Source organism: Gracilimonas sp., from assembly GCF_040218225.1.
Taxonomy (GTDB): Bacteria; Bacteroidota; Rhodothermia; order Balneolales; family Balneolaceae; genus Gracilimonas.
Genome location: NZ_JAVJQO010000006.1, coordinates 154,120 through 172,769, shown reverse-complemented (window position 1 = coordinate 172,769; position 18,650 = coordinate 154,120). Strand labels below are relative to the sequence as shown.

Genomic DNA, 18,650 nt, shown 5'->3' with positions numbered 1-18,650 from the left:
AAGTTGGAATAGACTTCAAAAAAAGTGTATCTTTGGGGTCTCTGTTGCTCGGCAAAGTGCCAGGGCGACTGCTTCCATCTAAGGAAGCAACCAAAGAAACACATATAAAATGAGCAAGAACTATTACGAGTTTACCTATATCATAAATCCTGTTCTCGAAGAGGATAAGTTCAAAGAAACCGTTGATAAAGTTACCAAGCTAATCGAAAAAAACGGTGGAGAAATTGATGAAGTTGATGAGTGGGGCTTACGTCAGTTTGCATATAGCATTGACAAAAAAGGCAGTGGTTATTATGTGAACATGTATTTTGATGCACCTGCTGAAGCGATCGCTTCTGTTGAGCGTCAGTTAAGAATTGATGATGATATTCTTCGATTTATGACTCTCAAGTACGACGCTAAAATGTTGCGTCATCGTGAACTTCAAAAGAAAAATGAAGTTCCTGATATCTTCGCAATTGAAGATGAAGACGAAGATTCAGAAGAGAACGACGATTAAGTATAACCCTCATACAAAGAATTTGAATTATGATTAAGAATCCATCACATCCGAAAAAAGGTCAACGTAAGGTAAAGCAGTGCAAATTTACCCGTGCCGGACTTGAGTATATTGATTACAAAAACACTGAAATGCTTCAGCGTTTTACAAACGATCAGGGTAAAATCCTCCCTCGTCGTGTAACCGGGACCAGCGCAAAACATCAGCGACAGTTAACTACAGCAGTGAAGAGAGCTCGTTTTTTAGCTCTTATGCCGTACGTAGCTGAAAACCTTAGATAAAATTTTAAGTTGACAGAATTATGAAAATCATTCTTAGAGAAGACGTAGAAAAATTAGGACAGTCTGGTGAAGTCGTTGATGTGAAAGACGGCTACGGGAGAAACTTCCTTATACCACAAGGTAAAGCCGTTATGGCAACCAAAGGAGCTATTCAGGAGCTCGAAAGACTGAAGAAAGAAGCAGCTCGTCAGGCCGAGTTTACAGTTAAAGAAGCCAAAGAGTTGGCCAAGCAGCTGGAAGTTACTTCCCTGACTATCCCTGTTACCACAGGTGAAGAAGACAAGATTCACGGAACTGTAACCAACGCTGATATAGCAGCAGCTCTTGAAGAGCGTGAAATTCTTGTAGACAAGAAAGACATTTCACTCGACCAGGATGTTAAAGCACTGGGTGAATATACAGCTACCGTAAACCTTGTAGGAGATCTGAATCCTAAGGTTAAATTCTGGGTAGTTAAAGACGAGTGATAAATTTATCGCTTCAGATTTCGTTATACTAATTTCGAAAAAACTGAGTTAGCATTCGTAAGAAAAACGGTTAAGCAGTCATCAGAAAACGGATGCATTATTTACAATGAAACGTAGTGATGCCGGAATTGATTGAACAAAAAGATTGCTGAATTAAAACCGTGTTGGTTAACTCAATGAAATTAGGATTAATGAAATCATCTCAAACAGTATTAATGGGGATCATCGTAATGATGTTATCCCCATTTTTTATTCAGGCACAAATCCCTGATCCGGTTAAATTCAGTGTGTCTGACGCTCCCGAAGAAGTAGTTGCAGGAGAAGTGTTTGAAATAAAAATAGATGCTTCAATTGAAGGTGACTGGCATCTCTACTCTATTCTTAATGATAAAGACGCAGGTCCTTTTCCAACCGAATTTTCGGCCAAATCAAATAACTTTGTCGTCATCGGTGATATCGTTGAATCGGAAGCGGATATTGAATTCGATCCGAATTTCGAAGCCGAATTAGGATGGCACAGCAGCTTTGCAAGCTTTACGCTTCCTGTAGCCATCAAAACAAATCAAACCGGAAAGCAAAATCTGGACATTGAAGTTTTTTACCAGGTTTGTGATGATCGTGTTTGTCTTCCCCCAAAAACCAAATCCATTATTGCCGGGGTGAATGTAACAGGCGTATCCGAGAATCCGGTGGAAGCAGCTGTTTTTCAGGAGGGTCAGAACAACGATAATGTGTCTGGTGAAGCCCAACAAATTAAACAGTCGGCGCTGGGGGGAGACGGTATCTTTTCATTCATTTGGGTAGCTATTCTGGCTGGTTTTGCTGCTTTACTTACTCCATGTGTTTTCCCAATGATTCCTTTGACGGTTTCTTACTTTTCTAAACAGGAAGGCTCAGGAAAAGGAGTGGGCGGTGCTATTTTATTTGGAATCGCCATTGTTGCGACCTTCACCATACTTGGAGTGTTACTTGCCGCTATATTTGGAGTGTCCGGAGCCCAGAACTTTGCATCCAATCCCTGGGTGAACCTTTTTATAGCTTTTGTACTGGTAGCTTTCGCTTTCAGTTTACTGGGTATGTATGAGCTGAGACTGCCTCACCAATTAACAAACTGGCTGAACCGGCAAAGTAACGAAAGCTCGGGCATCGCCGGGATTTTATTCATGGCGCTGACGATAAGTGCCGTTTCATTTTCTTGTACAGCCCCATTTGTAGGAGGTGTATTTGCTGCCACAACGGGAGGGGAATGGTTTTATCCTATTCTTGGAATGATTGGGTTTTCAGCAGCTTTTGCGAGTCCGTTTGTGGTTCTGGCTATATTTCCGAAATGGATGGAGTCGCTGCCCAAGAGTGGTTCCTGGATGAACATTGTGAAAGTACTGCTTGGTTTTATAGAACTGGCTGCAGCTTTTAAGTTCCTTTCCAATGTAGATTTGGTCTGGGAATGGGGAATCGTATCCCGCCCGCTCACGATTGCTGCCTGGATTGCCATTTTCCTTTTGACAGGTTTGTACCTGTTGGGAACTTATTCTCTGAAGCATGAGCAAAAACCCGAAAGTATCTCTACCGGCCGGATGCTTCTATCCATTCCGTTTTTGCTATTCAGTTTCTATTTAATACCTGGGCTATTAGGCTCTTCGTTGGGAATTTGGGATGCTTTCCTTCCACCAAAACAGGCAACCGATGTATCTCTTGTTGCATCTATTGGAACCACACCAGGTTCTGGAGCAACAACGAGTGCTGATGAAGGGTGGTCTAAAGATTATGAAGCTTCCAGGGAAGCTGCTAAAGAAGCAGGAAAGCCTATATTTATTGATTTTACAGGATATACCTGTACAAACTGCCGTGCGATGGAGTCAAATATTTTTCCACTGGAAGAGGTGGTGCAGAGGTTCGAACAAATGGAATTAGTAAAACTTTATACCGACGGTGGACCGGATGGTCCCGAGAATCAGATGTTTCAGTTTGAACTAACCGGGAATGTAGCCCTGCCAACCTATGCTATTGTTGATCCGGAATCAGGGCGTGTGATTACCCAAATTTTAGGGTACAGTAAAAAAGAGGACTTTGTAGCCTTTCTGGATCGTGGGCTTCAAGCATATAATAATCGCTGATTGTTGACCCTTTCCGCGGAAAGCTTTAGCCTTGATCATATCCAAATAAATGTAGATTCCCCTGGCTGAACAAGCTTTCAAAACGTACGTTTATCATCTTACAGGCACATTATTGATGTGTCTGATAAGCTTGGTTTCTGTTTATGGACAATCTACGATCACACAGCAAAAAGCACTGCAGCCCTTTGATCCAGATTCATCTTATTTTCTGGGAAATTGGGTGCTTCCTTCAACTATTATCGTTGAAGTGAATGGAACCGAGGTTGATAGGAGTGACTGGGAGTTTGATGAACAGAATGGACTTCTTTCATTCCCTGACTATGAAGCTGAAGAGAATGCACAGATACGCGTTATTTATGAAGAATATCCTTTCACCATTCCAAGAACTTTCCAGCCCAGAAAACCGGTAGAATTGGATACATCTCTATTCGCTGATCCTGATTCCTTAGAGCGTGAGATTGAAAGCATGCAGCAACGACCTACCTTGACGGAATCAAATCTGAGGCAATCGGGAAGCCTGAGCCGGGGAATTATAGTAGGTTCGAATCAGGACTTTGCACTTGAAAGCGGCTTGAATTTTGAATTAAGTGGCGCACTAACAGAAAATATAAACATCAATGCTTCTCTCACCGACCAAAGCATTCCCATTCAGCCGGATGGAACCACACAAAACCTTCGGGAATTTGACAAAGTTTTTATCCAGGTAGAAGCACCTAACGCAACAGTTGAAATGGGGGATGTGGATATCAGCCTGGAGCAAAGCACCTTCGCACGACTCAACCGCCGACTTCAGGGAGCTACAGGATATGTGAATTCAGATTACGGAGATTATACCGGGGCTGCTTCGGTGGTTCGGGGAACATATAAGTCGGTAAATTTTGAAGGTCAGGATGGGGTGCAGGGTCCGTATCGGCTTACCGGGCGGAATGATCAGGAGTTTGTGATTATTCTGGCAGGAACAGAGCAGGTGTATGTGAATGGGCAACAAGTGCAGCGCGGAGCGGAAAATGAATACATCATAGATTATGGGTTAGGAGAAGTTATTTTTACCAATAATCTGCTCATTAAAGATGAAACCCGGATCGTTATTGAATACGAATATGTAGATCAGGATTTCAACCGAACGATGGTAGCTGCAGAAGGTGGTGGAGAGTTTATTGACGGAAGGCTGAAAATTGGGGCTTCGGTCATCCGGCAAGCCGATGGCGATGAGCTGCTTTCTCAGCAAACACTTACCCAAAGTGACATTGAGTTATTGCAGGATGTTGGGGACAACCTGGATAATGCCGTTGTAAGCGGTGCGAGAGTGGCAACTGAAGAAGAGCGTGATCAGTTTGTACTATATGCAGAAAAAGATACAGTTTTAAATGGTCAGAGCTATACGATTTACGAGAACCAGCCCGGTTCAGCGGATGCGATATACCGGGTGCAGTTTTCTAATGTGGGCGAAGGGGAAGGCAGCTACAGGAGAGTAAGCGGGCAGGTGAATGGTCTGTTATATGAATGGGCAGGTCCGGGTCTCGGTAGTTATGAGCCCTTCCGGCAGCTTCCGGCTCCACAGAAACAACAAATGGCGTCTATCTATGGCAGTTTCAGCATCACCGACAATATGGAATTTTTCGGTGAATGGGCAGCCAGTGATTTTGACGCCAACCGCTTTTCAGGCCTTGATGATGGTAATAATACCGACATGGCTTATGAGTCCGGTTTAAGGATTAATGAAGCTAATTCAGCGATTGGTAAAATTAATGCATCCATTAGCAGAAGATATTCGGGAAGGAGATTCGAGTTTTTTGAGCGCACCCGTGATGTGGAGTTTAATCGAAAATGGAATATTACCCGGACAGGAGAAAGTAAGGAATCTATCAATCAGGCAAGCGTGAGCATCAGCCCAACTTCACAAACAACGATTAGCGGAGAGCTTGGGATTGTAGAACGGGATCGGTTTTCCGGGATCCGCCAGGCTTCTTCTTTATCAAGCACCGAAGAAGGAATCGTTGATTTTAGATACAGTCAGGACTGGGTGCAAAGTGAAGATGACATTCTAAATCAGGACGGAAGCTGGTTTAGACAGAATGGGTCTTTAAGTAAAGGAATAGGAATAGGCTCAACCCTGATCACACCCTACCTTTCTTTTGAGCAGGAGAGCCGGGAACAGAGAAATAGTGTTACGGATTCGCTCAATCAGCTTTCGCAGAACTTTTACGATATTGGTCCGGGCTTACGGATTGAATTTTCTAATCTTGAACTGGATGCTTCTGTCGCTTACCGGGAAGAAGAGGGGGTGCTGGATAATCGTTTGCAGGATGAAGCTATAGCGGTAGAGCAACGATATAGAGTGAGTTATCGTCCGGGAAGCAATTTCGTAACAACCAATGAAGTACGTCTCCGAGATAAGCAATTTACAGATGCATTTGAACAGGAGGGTGGACGAAATAGACAAGGGCTGCTGATTAAATCGGTTACCAATTACTCAACCCCCAGCGAGTTTATTGATGGGGAGTTTTTCTATGAAGCCAATACCCAGAGGCAGGCTTTGTTACAGGAAACTTATATTGAAGTGGGGCCTGAGATTGGACAATACGTGTGGGATGATCTGAATGGAGATGGAACACAGCAAGTAGACGAGTTTTTCCTGGAAGTGAGTCCAAATGAAGGAACATTCATTCGGCAGTTCTTGCCTTCAGATGAATTGCTGCCTGTAATTGATTTGAATGTACGTTTACTCAATACCATCATGCCATTTACATTTTTAAATGATAATAGCTGGATGCGGGAAATCAAGCTGCGATCCCGAATTGATATAACTGAAAATTCCACGACCCGTAATTTAGAAGATGTCTATTTATTGAAGCTGAATTCATTTCGTAACGATTCGAATACCGTACAGGGAAGGCTATTGTGGGAAAAAGAAGTGGATCTTCTCAATGGCGTTGATCGTACAGATTTGAGATTCGGATATACTGAAAATCGCAGCTTAAATCAGCGAAGCACAGAATCAATAGAAAGTTATACAGATCTGAAATACATAAATGCCGCTTATGACATCACAGACCGGATTCGCCTTTCTTTAGATGCTCAGGGTAGTGTGAACAGAAGCGAAAGTAACCGCCTGCAAAATCGAAATTTTGATATCCAGACTTTTACATTGAAGCCTGGCATAAACGGAACTATTAATCGTTCCTGGAATGCAGGGTTTGAGTTTTCCTATGCCCGAAAAGAAGACCGTTTTCCAGTTCAAAATGTGACGGCAGATCTACTCAAAATTTCAACTATGCACCGAACATTTTTGTGGAGGAAATTACAATCCAACATCCGGATGGAATTACGAAATACAGTTGTGAATGGAAGTTCATCGTCATACGGAAGTTATGAGTTGACCGAGGGAACAGGGGAAGGTACTAATCTCATTTGGTCGCTCAATAGTTCTTACCGGGCAAGTAATTTAATTCGAATAAGTTTTAATTATGATGGAAGAACCGTCACAGACCGTGCTGCGGTACATACTATAAAATTAGTTATGAGTGCAACTTTTTGATAAAAACCATTAATAATCTGTAACTTAATATTGTGAATTCGAAAGTGGGTAACATTACGTAAAAATGACTTTTTATGGTTGATGTTACTTTGACATTTAGTATAAAATGAACTATTCTTTCGCTTCATTAAACTTAGCCTTTAACAATTAAACTATTAGTGGAGTAGACATGATATCGTCGATTGCTCTTTTTCTCTTACAAGCCCCTGCTGACGAAGGGTTTTTTAATGTCGTAGTAGCAAAATTTAATGAAGGTAATGAAGGCGGATGGATGTGGCCGGTATTGGTTACATTGATCCTCGGTCTCGCTATTTTTCTTGAGCGGATCATTACTCTCAACCTTGCTGACATCAACACACGTAAATTTATTGTAAACGTACAAGAAGCTCTTCAGGATGGTGGTATTGAAGCTGCCGAAGAACTTTGTGCACAAACCCGAGGTCCTGTAGCGTCAGTATTCCAAGCTGGTTTAATGCGTTCACACGAAGGCATCGAAGCAGCTGAGAAAGCAATTTCGGCATACGGCTCTATTGAAATGAGCTTCCTCGAGCGCGGTCTTGTATGGTTATCACTTTTCATTGCAATTGCTCCGCTATTCGGATTCCTTGGTACCGTAGTAGGTATGATCGAGGCGTTCGATGATATTGAGGCTGCAGCTGATATCTCCCCAAGTATTGTAGCGGGTGGTATTAAAACTGCGCTTTTAACAACCGCCGGAGGTCTGATTGCGGGTATTATTCTTCAAATCGGATACAACTACTGTGTATCTAAAATTGACCGACTGATTGCAGAAATGGAAGAAAGTTCAATCACACTGATTGATTCCATTATCATGCTGAATGAAGGAAAAGATTTAGTTCCTCCATCTACTAGCGACACTGACGCATAATTAGAATCCAAACAATAAAAAGGATAAAGAAATGGTTGCAATTAGTGTCGGACTTGCTCTTGGGTTAATCGTTCTCGGTGTGGTCACTATGGCTGGTGCCGGGGTTCGAAGCCTTGTAATGGGCAAGCAGGACTACAAAAAGATTGGAATGATGGCCATCCCATTTGTTGTCTTTGGAATTGCATATGCAATATCCGGTGAGTTTTCAGATGCCGGAGTGATGACAGCAGCTCTAATGATGCTTGGTATGGTTGCAGCGATTGTCCTGACCGGACTTCGCGGAACATTTAAGTTTTAGTAGGAACGCAATATGCTACTTAAAAAAAGAAAAAGAGAAAGTGCGGAGATCAATGGGTCTTCCATGGCGGATATCGCTTTTCTCTTGCTGATCTTCTTTCTGGTAACTACAACAATTAACGTTGATACCGGAATCGGGTTGGTTCTTCCTCCTCCATTAGAAGATGATGTGGAACCACCACCGATTAAAGAAAGAAACCTGATGAATATTCTTGTGAATCAGGAAGGGCGAATTGTAATGGATGAAGAATTCTATCAGCTTGGTGAAGTAAAAACTCGTTTAATTGAGTTCATTAAGAATCCAACAAACGACCCTAACCTTGCAGAAACCCCTGATTTGGCAATTATCTCAATCAGAACCCAACGCGAAACTCCGTATCGAATTTATGTCGATATGTTGGATGAAGTAATGGGTGCCTATAAAGATCTCAGGGATGAAGCTTCAAGAGCTAATTATGGTGTTCCATATGGTGCCCTTGAAGAAGATAGTCCTCAGCAAGAGCAGGTAAAGGATATGTATCCTAAGAAAATTTCAATAGCAGAACCTAACGAATAATCTATCATGGCTCATTTTAAAAAGAAAAATGCAGGCAGTAAGCAGGAAGTGCCAACTTCCGCCATGCCGGATGTTGTATTTATGTTGCTCTTCTTTTTTATGGTGACTACCGTATTGAGAGAAGTAACATTAAAGGTTCGTGTTAACCTCACCCAAGCCGAGAACATTGAAAAGATTGAGCAAAAGCGACTTCTTTCTTATGTGTATATCGGGCCGGAAAGACTTCCGGGTAATAAACTTGGTGAAGATAAGGTTCAAATTGATGATGCTATCGTTGAAGATATTGGTGGAATCAGAACACTGATGTACGACAAACTTCGCGAACAGCCTAAATTGATTGTTTCTTTACGTGTCGATGAGAATTCCGAATTTGGACTTCTAACTGATGTTCAGGAAGAATTGAAGCAGGCTAGCACGTTTCGAATTAATTACTCCACACGTCGCGAACCTTAATTTAATTTTTTAAAGATTAAGGCAGCTGTACCAGTGGTGCAGGTGCCTTTTTTTATTTTAACCCCCCTGTTTATGTCCGAAGAATTTCAAACGATACAAAGTATTGGGAGCAAAGGGCTTCTTGAAAAAATTTCGAATTATGATGCTTTCAAGAATGATAAAGTTGCCCAATCTATAGGAGATGACTCAGCCGTAATTAAAGAAGAGAGCGGCAAACTGACACTCCTTACCAGTGATACCTATGTTGAAGGAGTTGACTTTGATCCCACATATACTCCTTTTAATCATCTTGGATACAAGATTCTTTCTGCCGGTGTGAGTGATATTTATGCTATGAACGGTACACCCGAAGCTGTACTTATAAATCTGGCCGTTCCCAATCGTATGTCGGTACAAATGGTCGAAGACCTATATCAGGGCATCTATGCTGCAGGAAAAAAGCACGAAGTAGAGGTTGTTGGTGGTGACTTAAAAGCCAATCACGCCAACCTTGTGGTTTCAATTAGTGTTTATGGAAAAGTGGATGCAGAACATATTACGTATCGAAAAGGTGCTAAAGAAGGGGATGCTATTTGCCTTACAGGAGATGTAGGAGGTGCACTGGCTGGTTTACGCATCCTGATGCGAGAAAAAAAGTTTTGGGAAGAACATGGCGATGAATCTATTCAGCCAGAACTGGGAGACTATCAGTTTGTGGTTAAGAGACAATTGGTTCCTGAGGCAAGAAAAGATTTAATAGAAACGTTGAGAGAGCATAAGCTGATTCCTACCTCTATGATCGATGTTACAAAAGGGCTGGTTAATGAAGTTAACGCTATTTCAGAAGCATCTGACCTTGGTGCTTATATTTATCAAGCGGCCCTGCCAATAGCAATTGAGACTCGTCAGGTCGCTGATGAAATGCAAGAAGATGTAGATCGCTATGCACTTTTTGGTGGAGAGGATCTGGAACTCATGTTTACTCTATCCGAGGAGAAAGTGGAAGAGTTCGTGAATCATTTTAATGATTTCGTAGTAATAGGGCGTATGGTTCCAAAAGAAGAGGGCATGAAAATGCAAACCGCTGAAGGTGATGTGGTTTCATTTGATGATTTGTCATGATTAGGTTAGTGGCACGTTTATTGCCAATAATTAGTTCAATTCAATAAAGATAATTCGATCTCGTAAACTCATCTGAGTGTAAGGTTCGTTATATTATAGTCTAAGATAATTTTTTAAGCTCGTTTTAATGGCGCAGAAAAAACAAAATCAAAAAAAATCAGTTAAGCCAGATGGTAAAAAAGGTGGTAACTCACCTAAATTTCCTACCTGGAGTATATTTGTATTATTCTTTGTACTTCTACTTGCCCAGGTTCTTTTCTTTTCTCCTGATACAGGAAACAGAATTAAGTACAGTAAGTTTCTTGAACACGTAGAAAACGGATATGTCAGTGAAATAACCATAACCAATGGAGTGGATGTAACCGGGGTTTATTCTGATAAAGCCATTTCTGATGGAATAATCAACAGACCGGAACAAGGTGACAGTAACAACCTGCCATTTTCGACTGAAGGTGTTGAGGATTTTAAAAAATTCAGAACCACCATGCTTCGTGGCGATGAAATTCGTCCGGTACTGGATGCCAACGCCGTGGAGTACGACGTTAGAATTGAAGAAGACTGGTTTAGCGGAATTTTTGTATGGCTGATTCCAATTGCTCTGTTAATAGTAATCTGGATTTTCATTTTCAGAAAAATGAATCCGGGTCAGCAAGTTCTGAATATTGGTAAGAATAAGGCCTCACTTTATGACCAGCAGAAAGAAACTAAAGTTACATTTGAAGATGTAGCCGGTCTGCAGGAAGCTAAGGCTGAGGTAGAAGAAGTTGTGGAGTTTCTTAAAAATCCACAGAAATTTACTAAGCTTGGTGGCGTTCTGCCAAAAGGTGTTTTATTGGTAGGCCCTCCGGGAACTGGAAAAACATTGCTTGCCAAGGCAACAGCGGGCGAAGCCAGTGTGCCGTTCTTCAGCTTAAGTGGTTCTGACTTTGTGGAGATGTTTGTTGGTGTTGGTGCAGCACGTGTTCGTGATCTGTTCAAACAAGCCAAAGAAAAAGCTCCGTGTATTATTTTTATTGATGAGATTGATTCTATTGGTCGTACCCGTGGACGTGGAATGGCTATGGGATCTAACGACGAGCGAGAAAACACTCTGAACCAGTTGTTGAGTGAAATGGATGGGTTTAACTCCGACAAAGGAGTAATCCTGATGGCAGCTACCAACCGTCCTGATATTCTGGATTCAGCTCTGCTAAGACCCGGACGTTTTGATCGTCAGATTATGATTGACAAGCCAGATCTTAACGGTCGTGTCGAAATTCTGAGGGTTCACACCAAAAAGTTAAAGCTATCAGATAATATCGATCTCCGTGTATTGGCGTCTCAAACACCGGGATTTGCTGGTGCTGATCTTGCCAATCTTTGTAATGAAGCTGCATTGTTGGCCGCCCGCCGAGAGAAGAACAGTATCGAGATGGAAGACTTTCAGGATTCTATTGAGAAGGTAATTGCAGGACTAGAGCGTAAGAATAAACTCATTAGTCCTGATGAGCGGAAGATTGTGGCTTACCACGAGGCCGGTCATGCTATTGTAGGCTGGTTTCTGGAGCATACCGATCCTGTACTTAAGGTGAGTATTGTGCCACGTGGACTGGCAGCATTGGGCTACACTTTGCAAACTCCACTGGAAGAACGCTTCCTGATGACAACAGAAGAGCTTAATGACAAGATTTGTGCTCTTCTTGGTGGTCGTGTGGCAGAAGAGATTATCTTTGGCCGAATTTCAACGGGAGCCCAAAATGATCTTGAGCGCATTACGACCATGGCATTTGCTATGGTTGCTGAATACGGAATGAGCGAAGAGCTGGGATATATCTCTTTGAAGGATTCTCAAAATCCTGAGAACAGCTATGGCTTTAACAAAAAGTACTCTGAGAAAACCAGTGAGCAGATCGATAAAGAGGTTCGTAAGATTATTGATTTGAATCATGATCGTACCATCGAATTGCTCAAAAAGCATAAAGATGAACTTGAGAAACTAGCTGAGGCATTACTCGAAAGAGAAGTATTGGATCACCATGCCCTTCGCGAATTATTAGGTGATCGCCCGCACGGAAAATATCCGGCTGGAATTTTCGAACAATCTTCTGATTCCAAGAAAAATGGAGTTCAAAAGGATAAAGAAGAAAAATCTGAAGTAGACGACGCTGAAGTAATAGAGTCTGAAGACGCTCAGGTTGAAGAAAAAGATATAGATAATAAAACAGAAGATTCTTCAGATAAAGAAGAGAGTGAAGAATCAAAGGCCTGAGATTTCGGCTATTAACATTGAGGTAATCTACAGGTAAAGAAAGGATAACTGCTGGTTAACAGTAGCGCAAAGGCTGAGGTTTAGTTTTGCATCGTAGTTATGAAAGCAAAACTAAAACATATCAGCACACGTGAAAACACACATAATATCAGCACTCGTTTGTTTTGCGCTTTCTATTTCTGTTAATCTAAAAGCGCAAGAAACAGGTTCCGTCACAGGAACCGTTGTAGATGCCGAGACCGGCGAAACTCTAATCGGAGTTAATGTTGTAATTCAAGGAACTACCATCGGTACGTCTACCGATCTAGATGGTCGGTACACGATCAGGAATCTCAGTCCAGGTAGTTATACTCTTGAAGTCAGTTATATCTCTTTTCAGAAGCAAACCATTACCGGCGTTGAGGTTAATGCAGGACAGGCAACCAGGCTTGACCTAACTCTTCAGCCCGAAACAGAAGAGCTTGATGACGTTATTATAACGGCAGAAGCTATCCTTGATAACGAAGCAGGGCTTCTGCGCCAGCGCCAAAAATCTATTTCTTTCAGCGATGCTATTTCTGCTGAAAGTATTTCGAGTTCAGGAGCAGGTGATGCGGCCGGGGCACTTCAAAAAGTTGTAGGTGCTTCTGTAGTAGATGGTAAGTATGTCTTTATCCGGGGGTTAGGTGACAGGTATACCAGCACTCATTTAAATGGCTCAGAGCTTCCGTCGTCAGATCCAAACAGGAAATCTTTTCAGATGGATATCTTTCCTGCTAATCTGTTAGAGAATATTGTAACTCTCAAAACCTTTACCCCTGACAAACCAGGTAACTTTAGCGGCGGGTTGGTAGATATAGCAACTAAAGATTTCCCTGAACAATTTTCTTTTCAGTTATCTGCTTCAACAGGATATAATACTCAGGCAACTTTCACGGATCTAAGAATCGGTGATCCGAGTAGTACAGATGCATTCGGTTTTGATGGAGGGAGGAGAGAAATCCCGAAAGAAGTAAAAGACTTTATAAAAAGCGGACAAGAGATTCCGACTTTAAGGGATACCAGAGATGACCAGCAAGCTGCTGAAACATTAGACCGCCTTTCAAATTCATTTAACAATGAATTTCAACCAAGAGAGCAATATGGTGTAATGAATCAAAGCTACGGTTTTTCGATTGGTAACCAGGTGCCTTTTTTTGGCAATGATCTTGGATACACTGCAAGCTTTTCATATAGCCAGGGTTACTCAGGTTATAACAATGGAGATGTTGCCCGCTATGATTTGGTAGGTAATTTTGACGATTCAGAGCAGCTGTTCCGTCGTTTGGATGTGAATGATGTGAAGGGAGAAAGAAATGTAGACTGGGGTGGTATGGCAACGGTTTCATATCGTCTTACTGATAATCATAGATTCTCAGCTCGCTTTTTAAAGACCCAAAGTGGTACAGGAGCAGGTAGATATCTCGAAGGCTTTCAGTATGACATCCCTAATGCTCTTTTTCAAACCAGGGTAGTACAATATACTGAACGTAGTTTGACCTCATTTCAGCTAAGTGGGAAAAGTTATTTTGAAAATTTCCTGAAAACAACGGTTGAGTGGAAGGCAGCTAATGCAACAAATACTCAAGATGAACCAGATCTTAGGTACTTCACTACTCAAGTAGATACTTTTGCTTCTGGAGCAATTCTTTATTCCAGTCCAACAAATAACTTTCAACGTCCAGGACGTTTCTATAGAAATCTGGAAGAGAATAATCGGAATGCCGGAGTTGATGTTACAATCCCGTTCAATTCTTTTAATGGTGTAGCGGGTAATATCAAATTTGGTGGTAACCTTGTTGATGTTGAACGTGACTTTAGGGAGCAGCGGTTTGACTTCTATACCGACACCCAAAACTTTACACTTAATGATGTGGAAGGAGATGTTGATGCATTCTTTGACTCATTAGGAATTTTAGGTTACGCTAATAACGGCCGCCCACAATTTGGTAACTACGTTCAAAATGCATCTACACCAAGAAGTAATTATGATGCTACAAGAACAGTTTCTGCAGCTTATTTGATGACTGAACTACCTGTCACCGATAAGTTTAAGCTTATAGGTGGTGTTCGTGTCGAAAATGCTGATATAGAAGTAATCAGTCAGGATACTGCTTTAGCAGTGGGTTCATTATCTAATACTGATTACCTGCCCTCTGTGAATGCAATCTACAGCTTTACAGAGAATATGAATGTTCGTGCGGCATACACCCAAACAGTAGCCAGACCTACTTTCCGTGAATTAGCTCCATATATCACGTTCGACTTTGTTGGAGGGCTCCTATTTCAGGGTAATGAGAACCTCAAACGTACATTAATTACCAATTATGATGTCAGATGGGAATTATTTACAGGCCCTGGTGAGATTCTGGCTGTAAGTGGTTTTTACAAAGAGCTTGAAAATCCCCTCGAGCGTGTGATTCGAACTGATATTGGAAATGATGCTCTTTCCATTCAGAATGTAGAAGAGGGTAGAGTTTATGGACTTGAATTTGAGGTACGTAAAAATTTAGGATTCTTAACCGAAGATCTTCGTCACTTTTCACTTTCAACCAATTACACACTCGTAAGATCTTATGTAGACATTCCTGAGCTTGAGCTACAGGTAATTCGCAATGCACGACCAGATGCTGAAGACACCAGAGAACTACAGGGTCAGTCACCTTTCCTTTTCAATTTAGATTTAGGGTATGCAAATCCTGATATCGAGTTCAATTCTTCAATCAGTTACAATTTCTTTGGAGATCGGTTGGGAATCGTTACTGAAGGCGCAACACCAGATATATATGAAAGAGGTTATGGTTCTCTCAATTTCACCTCAAACAAAACTATTGGTGAGAATTTCGAGCTGAGTTTTAAGATCAGCAATATCCTGAATCCGGATATTATCCAATCACAGAAATTTAAAGGTGATGAATATTTTTATCAGAAATATCAGCGTGGAAGAACCTTCTCTCTTGGTATCAAATACAAAATTTAAAATAGAATTTAACTTAAAACCCTAAATAAACATACGTACAAATGAAGAAAGCAACGCTACTAATAGCAGTCTTGATGAGTTTGCCCTTCCTTGCGATGGCGCAAACTACTGTGACTGTAAGTGCAAACATTACTGAAGATACAGAGTGGACCTCTGATAACGAATACGTACTTGACGGTATGATTTTCGTAACAGGAGGAGCCGATCTGTATATTGAAGCAGGGACCACAGTTCGTGGTGGTGAAGGTCAGGATCTTGATGCATCCGGCTTGGTAATTACCCGTGGTTCAAAGATATTCGCTGAAGGTACAGCGGAAAATCCCATTATCTTTACTGCTGAAGATGATGCCAACTTAACCAAAGATGATGTTGGAGAGTGGGGCGGACTGGTAATTCTAGGTCGCGCTTCAACTAACAATGTTGTTGAAGCTACCATCGAAGGGGTAAACGAGATCACCAGCGATCCAGCACTTGTAGGTTATGGTGGTACTGATGACATGGATGATTCCGGTATTCTTCGGTATGTATCTATCCGTCACACAGGAATCAATATTGGTTCAAGTTCTGGTAACGAAATTCAAGGTTTAACCCTTGGTGGCGTTGGTGCCGGAACTACTATTGAATATGTAGAATCATTTGCCAGTGGTGATGATGGATATGAGTGGTTCGGTGGAACTGTAAACACAAAGTATTTAGTGTCTGCTTTCAACAATGATGATGCTTTTGACTGGGATCAGGGATTCCGTGGAAAGGGCCAATTCTGGTTTGTAATCCAGGATAGCGATCAGGCTGGACGTTCTGCTGAGATGGATGGTGCCGGTGGCGATGAAACAGGTACTCCGTTTGCATACCCAGTGATTTCAAATGCTACTTACATTGGACCTGGCGTTTCTTCAACTCCATCCGGCGATCCGGGACAAATGCTTGAGTTCCGTGACAACACGGGTGCGCTTTATGCTAACTCTGTATTCACAGATCACCCGGGTAACGCTCTTCGCGTAGAAGATGTAGACGGTGTAGATGACTTTGACTCAAGAGCTCGTCTTGAAGCAGATTCATTGAACATTACAAACAGTGTTTTCTTCAGCTTTGGAACAGGTACTACATTAGCTGACATGGCAACAAATGCTTATGAAGCAACCATGCTTACAGCTAACAATAATGTTACTATTGATCCAGAGTTAGGCGGAATTAGCCGAACAGGTGATGCTGGTTTAGACCCTCGTCCTGGTAATAGCGCGGTTTTAAGTGGTGCTGTTATACCAGAAGACGCTTTCTTTAGCGAGGTTTCTTTTAAAGGTGCTTTCGGTGGAAATAACTGGTTAGCAGGATGGACTGCTCTTGACCAATATGGCTATTTAAGTGAGTCAGGTACACCAGGAATGGAAGCAGTATCAGGAAATATTACTGAAGATACTTACTGGACTGCTGACAATGAGTATCTTCTGGATGGAATGGTGTTTGTGACTGATGGTGCTGATCTATACATAGAAGCTGGAACCACAGTACGTGGTGGCGAAGGACAGGATCTGGATGCTTCCGGTTTGGTAATCACTCGTGGATCTAGAATTTTTGCTGAAGGTACTTCAAGCAATCCTATTATTTTTACTGCTGAAGATGATGCCAACTTAACCAAAGATGATGTTGGAGAGTGGGGCGGACTTGTTATTCTTGGCCGTGCTTCAACCAACAATACTGTAGAAGCTACTATTGAAGGAGTAAATGAGATTTCTTCAGATCCTGACTTAGTAGGATATGGTGGTACTGATGACATGGATGATTCTGGTGTACTTCGCTATGTATCTATCCGTCACTCAGGAATCAATATTGGTTCAAGTTCAGGTAACGAGATTCAAGGTTTAACTCTTGGTGGCGTTGGCGCCGGAACTACTATTGAGTATATAGAGTCATTTGCCAGTGGCGATGATGGATACGAGTGGTTCGGTGGAACAGTAAATACAAGATACCTGATTTCTGCTTTTAACAATGATGACGCTTTTGACTGGGATCAGGGATTCCGTGGAAAAGGCCAATTCTGGTTTGTTATCCAGGATAGCGATCAGGCTGGACGTTCAGCTGAAATGGATGGTGCCGGTGGCGATGAAACGGGTACTCCATTTGCATACCCAGTGATTTCAAATGCTACTTACATTGGACCTGGCGTTTCTTCAACTCCATCCGGCGATCCGGGACAAATGCTTGAGTTCCGTGACAACACTGGTGCATTATATGCAAACTCAGTATTCACAGATCACCCGGGTAACGCTCTACGCGTAGAAGATGTAGACGGTGTAGATGACTTTGACTCAAGAGCTCGACTTGAAGCAGATTCATTGAATATCACTAACAGTATCTTCTTCAGCTTTGGAACAGGTACTACTTTTGCTGACATGGCAACAAATGGTTACGAAGAAACAATGCTGAGTGCTAACAGCAATACAATTGTTGATCCAATGCTTAGAGGGATAAGCCGAACTGACGATGCAGGTTTAGATCCACGACCAAATCCAGATAGCCCTGTTTATGGAACTGCAGTAGCTATGGAAGATGACTGGTTCTATCCAACAAATTATGCAGGTGCTTTTGATGGCTCTAACTGGGCTGCTGGCTGGACTGCTTTGGATGCTTATGGATTCTTAGGTAGTGGTTTAGTTACTGATACTGAAGGAAGCCCTTCAGAAGTTCCGAATTCAGTAACGCTGAACCAAAACTATCCAAACCCATTTAACCCAACTACACAGATTAGTTTTACGCTGCCACAGGCACAGCAAGTAACGCTGAAAGTGTATGACATGCTGGGTCGTGAAGTGGCTACGCTTGCCAACAGGGAAATGTTCTCTTCAGGTATGAGCACGCTAAACTTCAATGCAAGCAACCTTTCAAGTGGATTGTACATCTATCGCTTAACCAGCGGAAATGTAGCGGTAACACGCAAAATGACATTGATTAAATAATCACTATTCCTACTCACATAAACGTCTCACATCACTGTGAGGTGTGCTGATCAAGGAGAGCTCCGGGGAACCGGGGCTCTCTTTTTTTATGTCGCTATTTTCAAATTGCACGAACGGCCATTCCCGCGAAGACAGGAATCTGGTTCTAAATTAAAGTCAAAAGCTTACACACCTCCTGATCTCAGGCATTCGGCATGACATGACTTTTGGTTAATTGATTCAAGTGTGAACAGAAAATTTCGCTAAAAAGTATTG

General features: G+C 42.0%; 13 protein-coding genes. All 13 read left to right on the top strand.

The window, feature by feature from the left end; genetic code table 11:
- The first annotated feature begins 109 nt into the window (after nucleotides 1-109).
- The 13 genes from rpsF (at nucleotide 110) to RIB15_RS07840 (ending at nucleotide 18,395) form a co-directional block, all read left to right on the top strand.
- Nucleotides 110-499 (top strand): 30S ribosomal protein S6, encoded by a 390-nt coding sequence (rpsF, locus tag RIB15_RS07900; RefSeq protein ID WP_350201610.1) that lies wholly within the window; start codon nucleotides 110-112, stop codon nucleotides 497-499.
- 29 nt (nucleotides 500-528) lie between these two features.
- Nucleotides 529-780, top strand: coding sequence for a 30S ribosomal protein S18 (gene rpsR / locus RIB15_RS07895; protein ID WP_350201609.1), 252 nt, complete (start codon nucleotides 529-531; stop codon nucleotides 778-780).
- Between the two features lie 20 nt (nucleotides 781-800).
- Nucleotides 801-1,247, top strand: coding sequence for a 50S ribosomal protein L9 (gene rplI, locus RIB15_RS07890; RefSeq protein WP_350201608.1), 447 nt, complete (start codon nucleotides 801-803; stop codon nucleotides 1,245-1,247).
- Nucleotides 1,248-1,438: 191 nt separating this feature from the next.
- Nucleotides 1,439-3,361, top strand: coding sequence for a protein-disulfide reductase DsbD family protein (locus RIB15_RS07885; protein WP_350201607.1), 1,923 nt, complete (start codon nucleotides 1,439-1,441; stop codon nucleotides 3,359-3,361).
- Between the two features lie 115 nt (nucleotides 3,362-3,476).
- The gene (locus RIB15_RS07880; RefSeq protein WP_350201606.1) at nucleotides 3,477-6,899 is read left to right on the top strand and encodes a DUF8818 domain-containing protein; all 3,423 of its coding nucleotides are present in this window, start codon (nucleotides 3,477-3,479) and stop codon (nucleotides 6,897-6,899) included.
- A gap of 169 nt (nucleotides 6,900-7,068) precedes the next feature.
- Entirely contained in the window at nucleotides 7,069-7,788 is a 720-nt protein-coding gene (locus RIB15_RS07875; RefSeq protein WP_255135036.1) for a MotA/TolQ/ExbB proton channel family protein, read from the top strand.
- Between the two features lie 31 nt (nucleotides 7,789-7,819).
- Nucleotides 7,820-8,086, top strand: a complete 267-nt coding sequence (locus RIB15_RS07870) for a hypothetical protein (RefSeq protein WP_255135035.1) — start codon at nucleotides 7,820-7,822, stop codon at nucleotides 8,084-8,086.
- Nucleotides 8,087-8,098: 12 nt separating this feature from the next.
- Nucleotides 8,099-8,641 carry an ExbD/TolR family protein gene (locus RIB15_RS07865; protein ID WP_350201605.1) on the top strand — a complete coding sequence of 181 codons (543 nt, stop codon included), beginning with the start codon at nucleotides 8,099-8,101 and terminating at the stop codon, nucleotides 8,639-8,641.
- 6 nt (nucleotides 8,642-8,647) lie between these two features.
- Nucleotides 8,648-9,094 carry an ExbD/TolR family protein gene (locus RIB15_RS07860; protein WP_255135033.1) on the top strand — a complete coding sequence of 149 codons (447 nt, stop codon included), beginning with the start codon at nucleotides 8,648-8,650 and terminating at the stop codon, nucleotides 9,092-9,094.
- Nucleotides 9,095-9,166: 72 nt separating this feature from the next.
- Nucleotides 9,167-10,195: a thiamine-phosphate kinase gene (gene thiL / locus RIB15_RS07855; RefSeq protein ID WP_350201604.1), complete on the top strand. Its 1,029-nt coding sequence runs from the start codon at nucleotides 9,167-9,169 to the stop codon at nucleotides 10,193-10,195.
- A 127-nt stretch (nucleotides 10,196-10,322) separates the two neighbouring features.
- On the top strand, nucleotides 10,323-12,443 hold the full coding sequence (gene ftsH / locus RIB15_RS07850) for an ATP-dependent zinc metalloprotease FtsH (protein ID WP_350201603.1): 2,121 nt from the start codon (nucleotides 10,323-10,325) through the stop codon (nucleotides 12,441-12,443).
- Nucleotides 12,444-12,573: 130 nt separating this feature from the next.
- Nucleotides 12,574-15,441, top strand: a complete 2,868-nt coding sequence (locus RIB15_RS07845) for a TonB-dependent receptor (RefSeq protein WP_350201602.1) — start codon at nucleotides 12,574-12,576, stop codon at nucleotides 15,439-15,441.
- A 41-nt stretch (nucleotides 15,442-15,482) separates the two neighbouring features.
- Nucleotides 15,483-18,395: a T9SS type A sorting domain-containing protein gene (locus RIB15_RS07840; RefSeq protein ID WP_350201601.1), complete on the top strand. Its 2,913-nt coding sequence runs from the start codon at nucleotides 15,483-15,485 to the stop codon at nucleotides 18,393-18,395.
- Nucleotides 18,396-18,650 lie beyond the last annotated feature (255 nt).

Excerpts from the sequence above, each read along its gene's own strand:
- rplI (WP_350201608.1), top strand. The coding sequence starts at position 801 with ATGAAAATCATTCTTAGAGAAGACGTAGAAAAATTAGGACAGTCTGGT.
- RIB15_RS07860 (WP_255135033.1), top strand. The coding sequence starts at position 8,648 with ATGGCTCATTTTAAAAAGAAAAATGCAGGCAGTAAGCAGGAAGTGCCA.
- thiL (WP_350201604.1), top strand. The coding sequence starts at position 9,167 with ATGTCCGAAGAATTTCAAACGATACAAAGTATTGGGAGCAAAGGGCTT.
- RIB15_RS07865 (WP_350201605.1), top strand. The coding sequence starts at position 8,099 with ATGCTACTTAAAAAAAGAAAAAGAGAAAGTGCGGAGATCAATGGGTCT.
- RIB15_RS07875 (WP_255135036.1), top strand. The coding sequence starts at position 7,069 with ATGATATCGTCGATTGCTCTTTTTCTCTTACAAGCCCCTGCTGACGAA.
- rpsF (WP_350201610.1), top strand. The coding sequence starts at position 110 with ATGAGCAAGAACTATTACGAGTTTACCTATATCATAAATCCTGTTCTC.
- RIB15_RS07870 (WP_255135035.1), top strand. The coding sequence starts at position 7,820 with ATGGTTGCAATTAGTGTCGGACTTGCTCTTGGGTTAATCGTTCTCGGT.
- RIB15_RS07840 (WP_350201601.1), top strand. The coding sequence starts at position 15,483 with ATGAAGAAAGCAACGCTACTAATAGCAGTCTTGATGAGTTTGCCCTTC.
- rpsR (WP_350201609.1), top strand. The coding sequence starts at position 529 with ATGATTAAGAATCCATCACATCCGAAAAAAGGTCAACGTAAGGTAAAG.
- RIB15_RS07885 (WP_350201607.1), top strand. The coding sequence starts at position 1,439 with ATGAAATCATCTCAAACAGTATTAATGGGGATCATCGTAATGATGTTA.
- ftsH (WP_350201603.1), top strand. The coding sequence starts at position 10,323 with ATGGCGCAGAAAAAACAAAATCAAAAAAAATCAGTTAAGCCAGATGGT.
- RIB15_RS07880 (WP_350201606.1), top strand. The coding sequence starts at position 3,477 with ATGTGTCTGATAAGCTTGGTTTCTGTTTATGGACAATCTACGATCACA.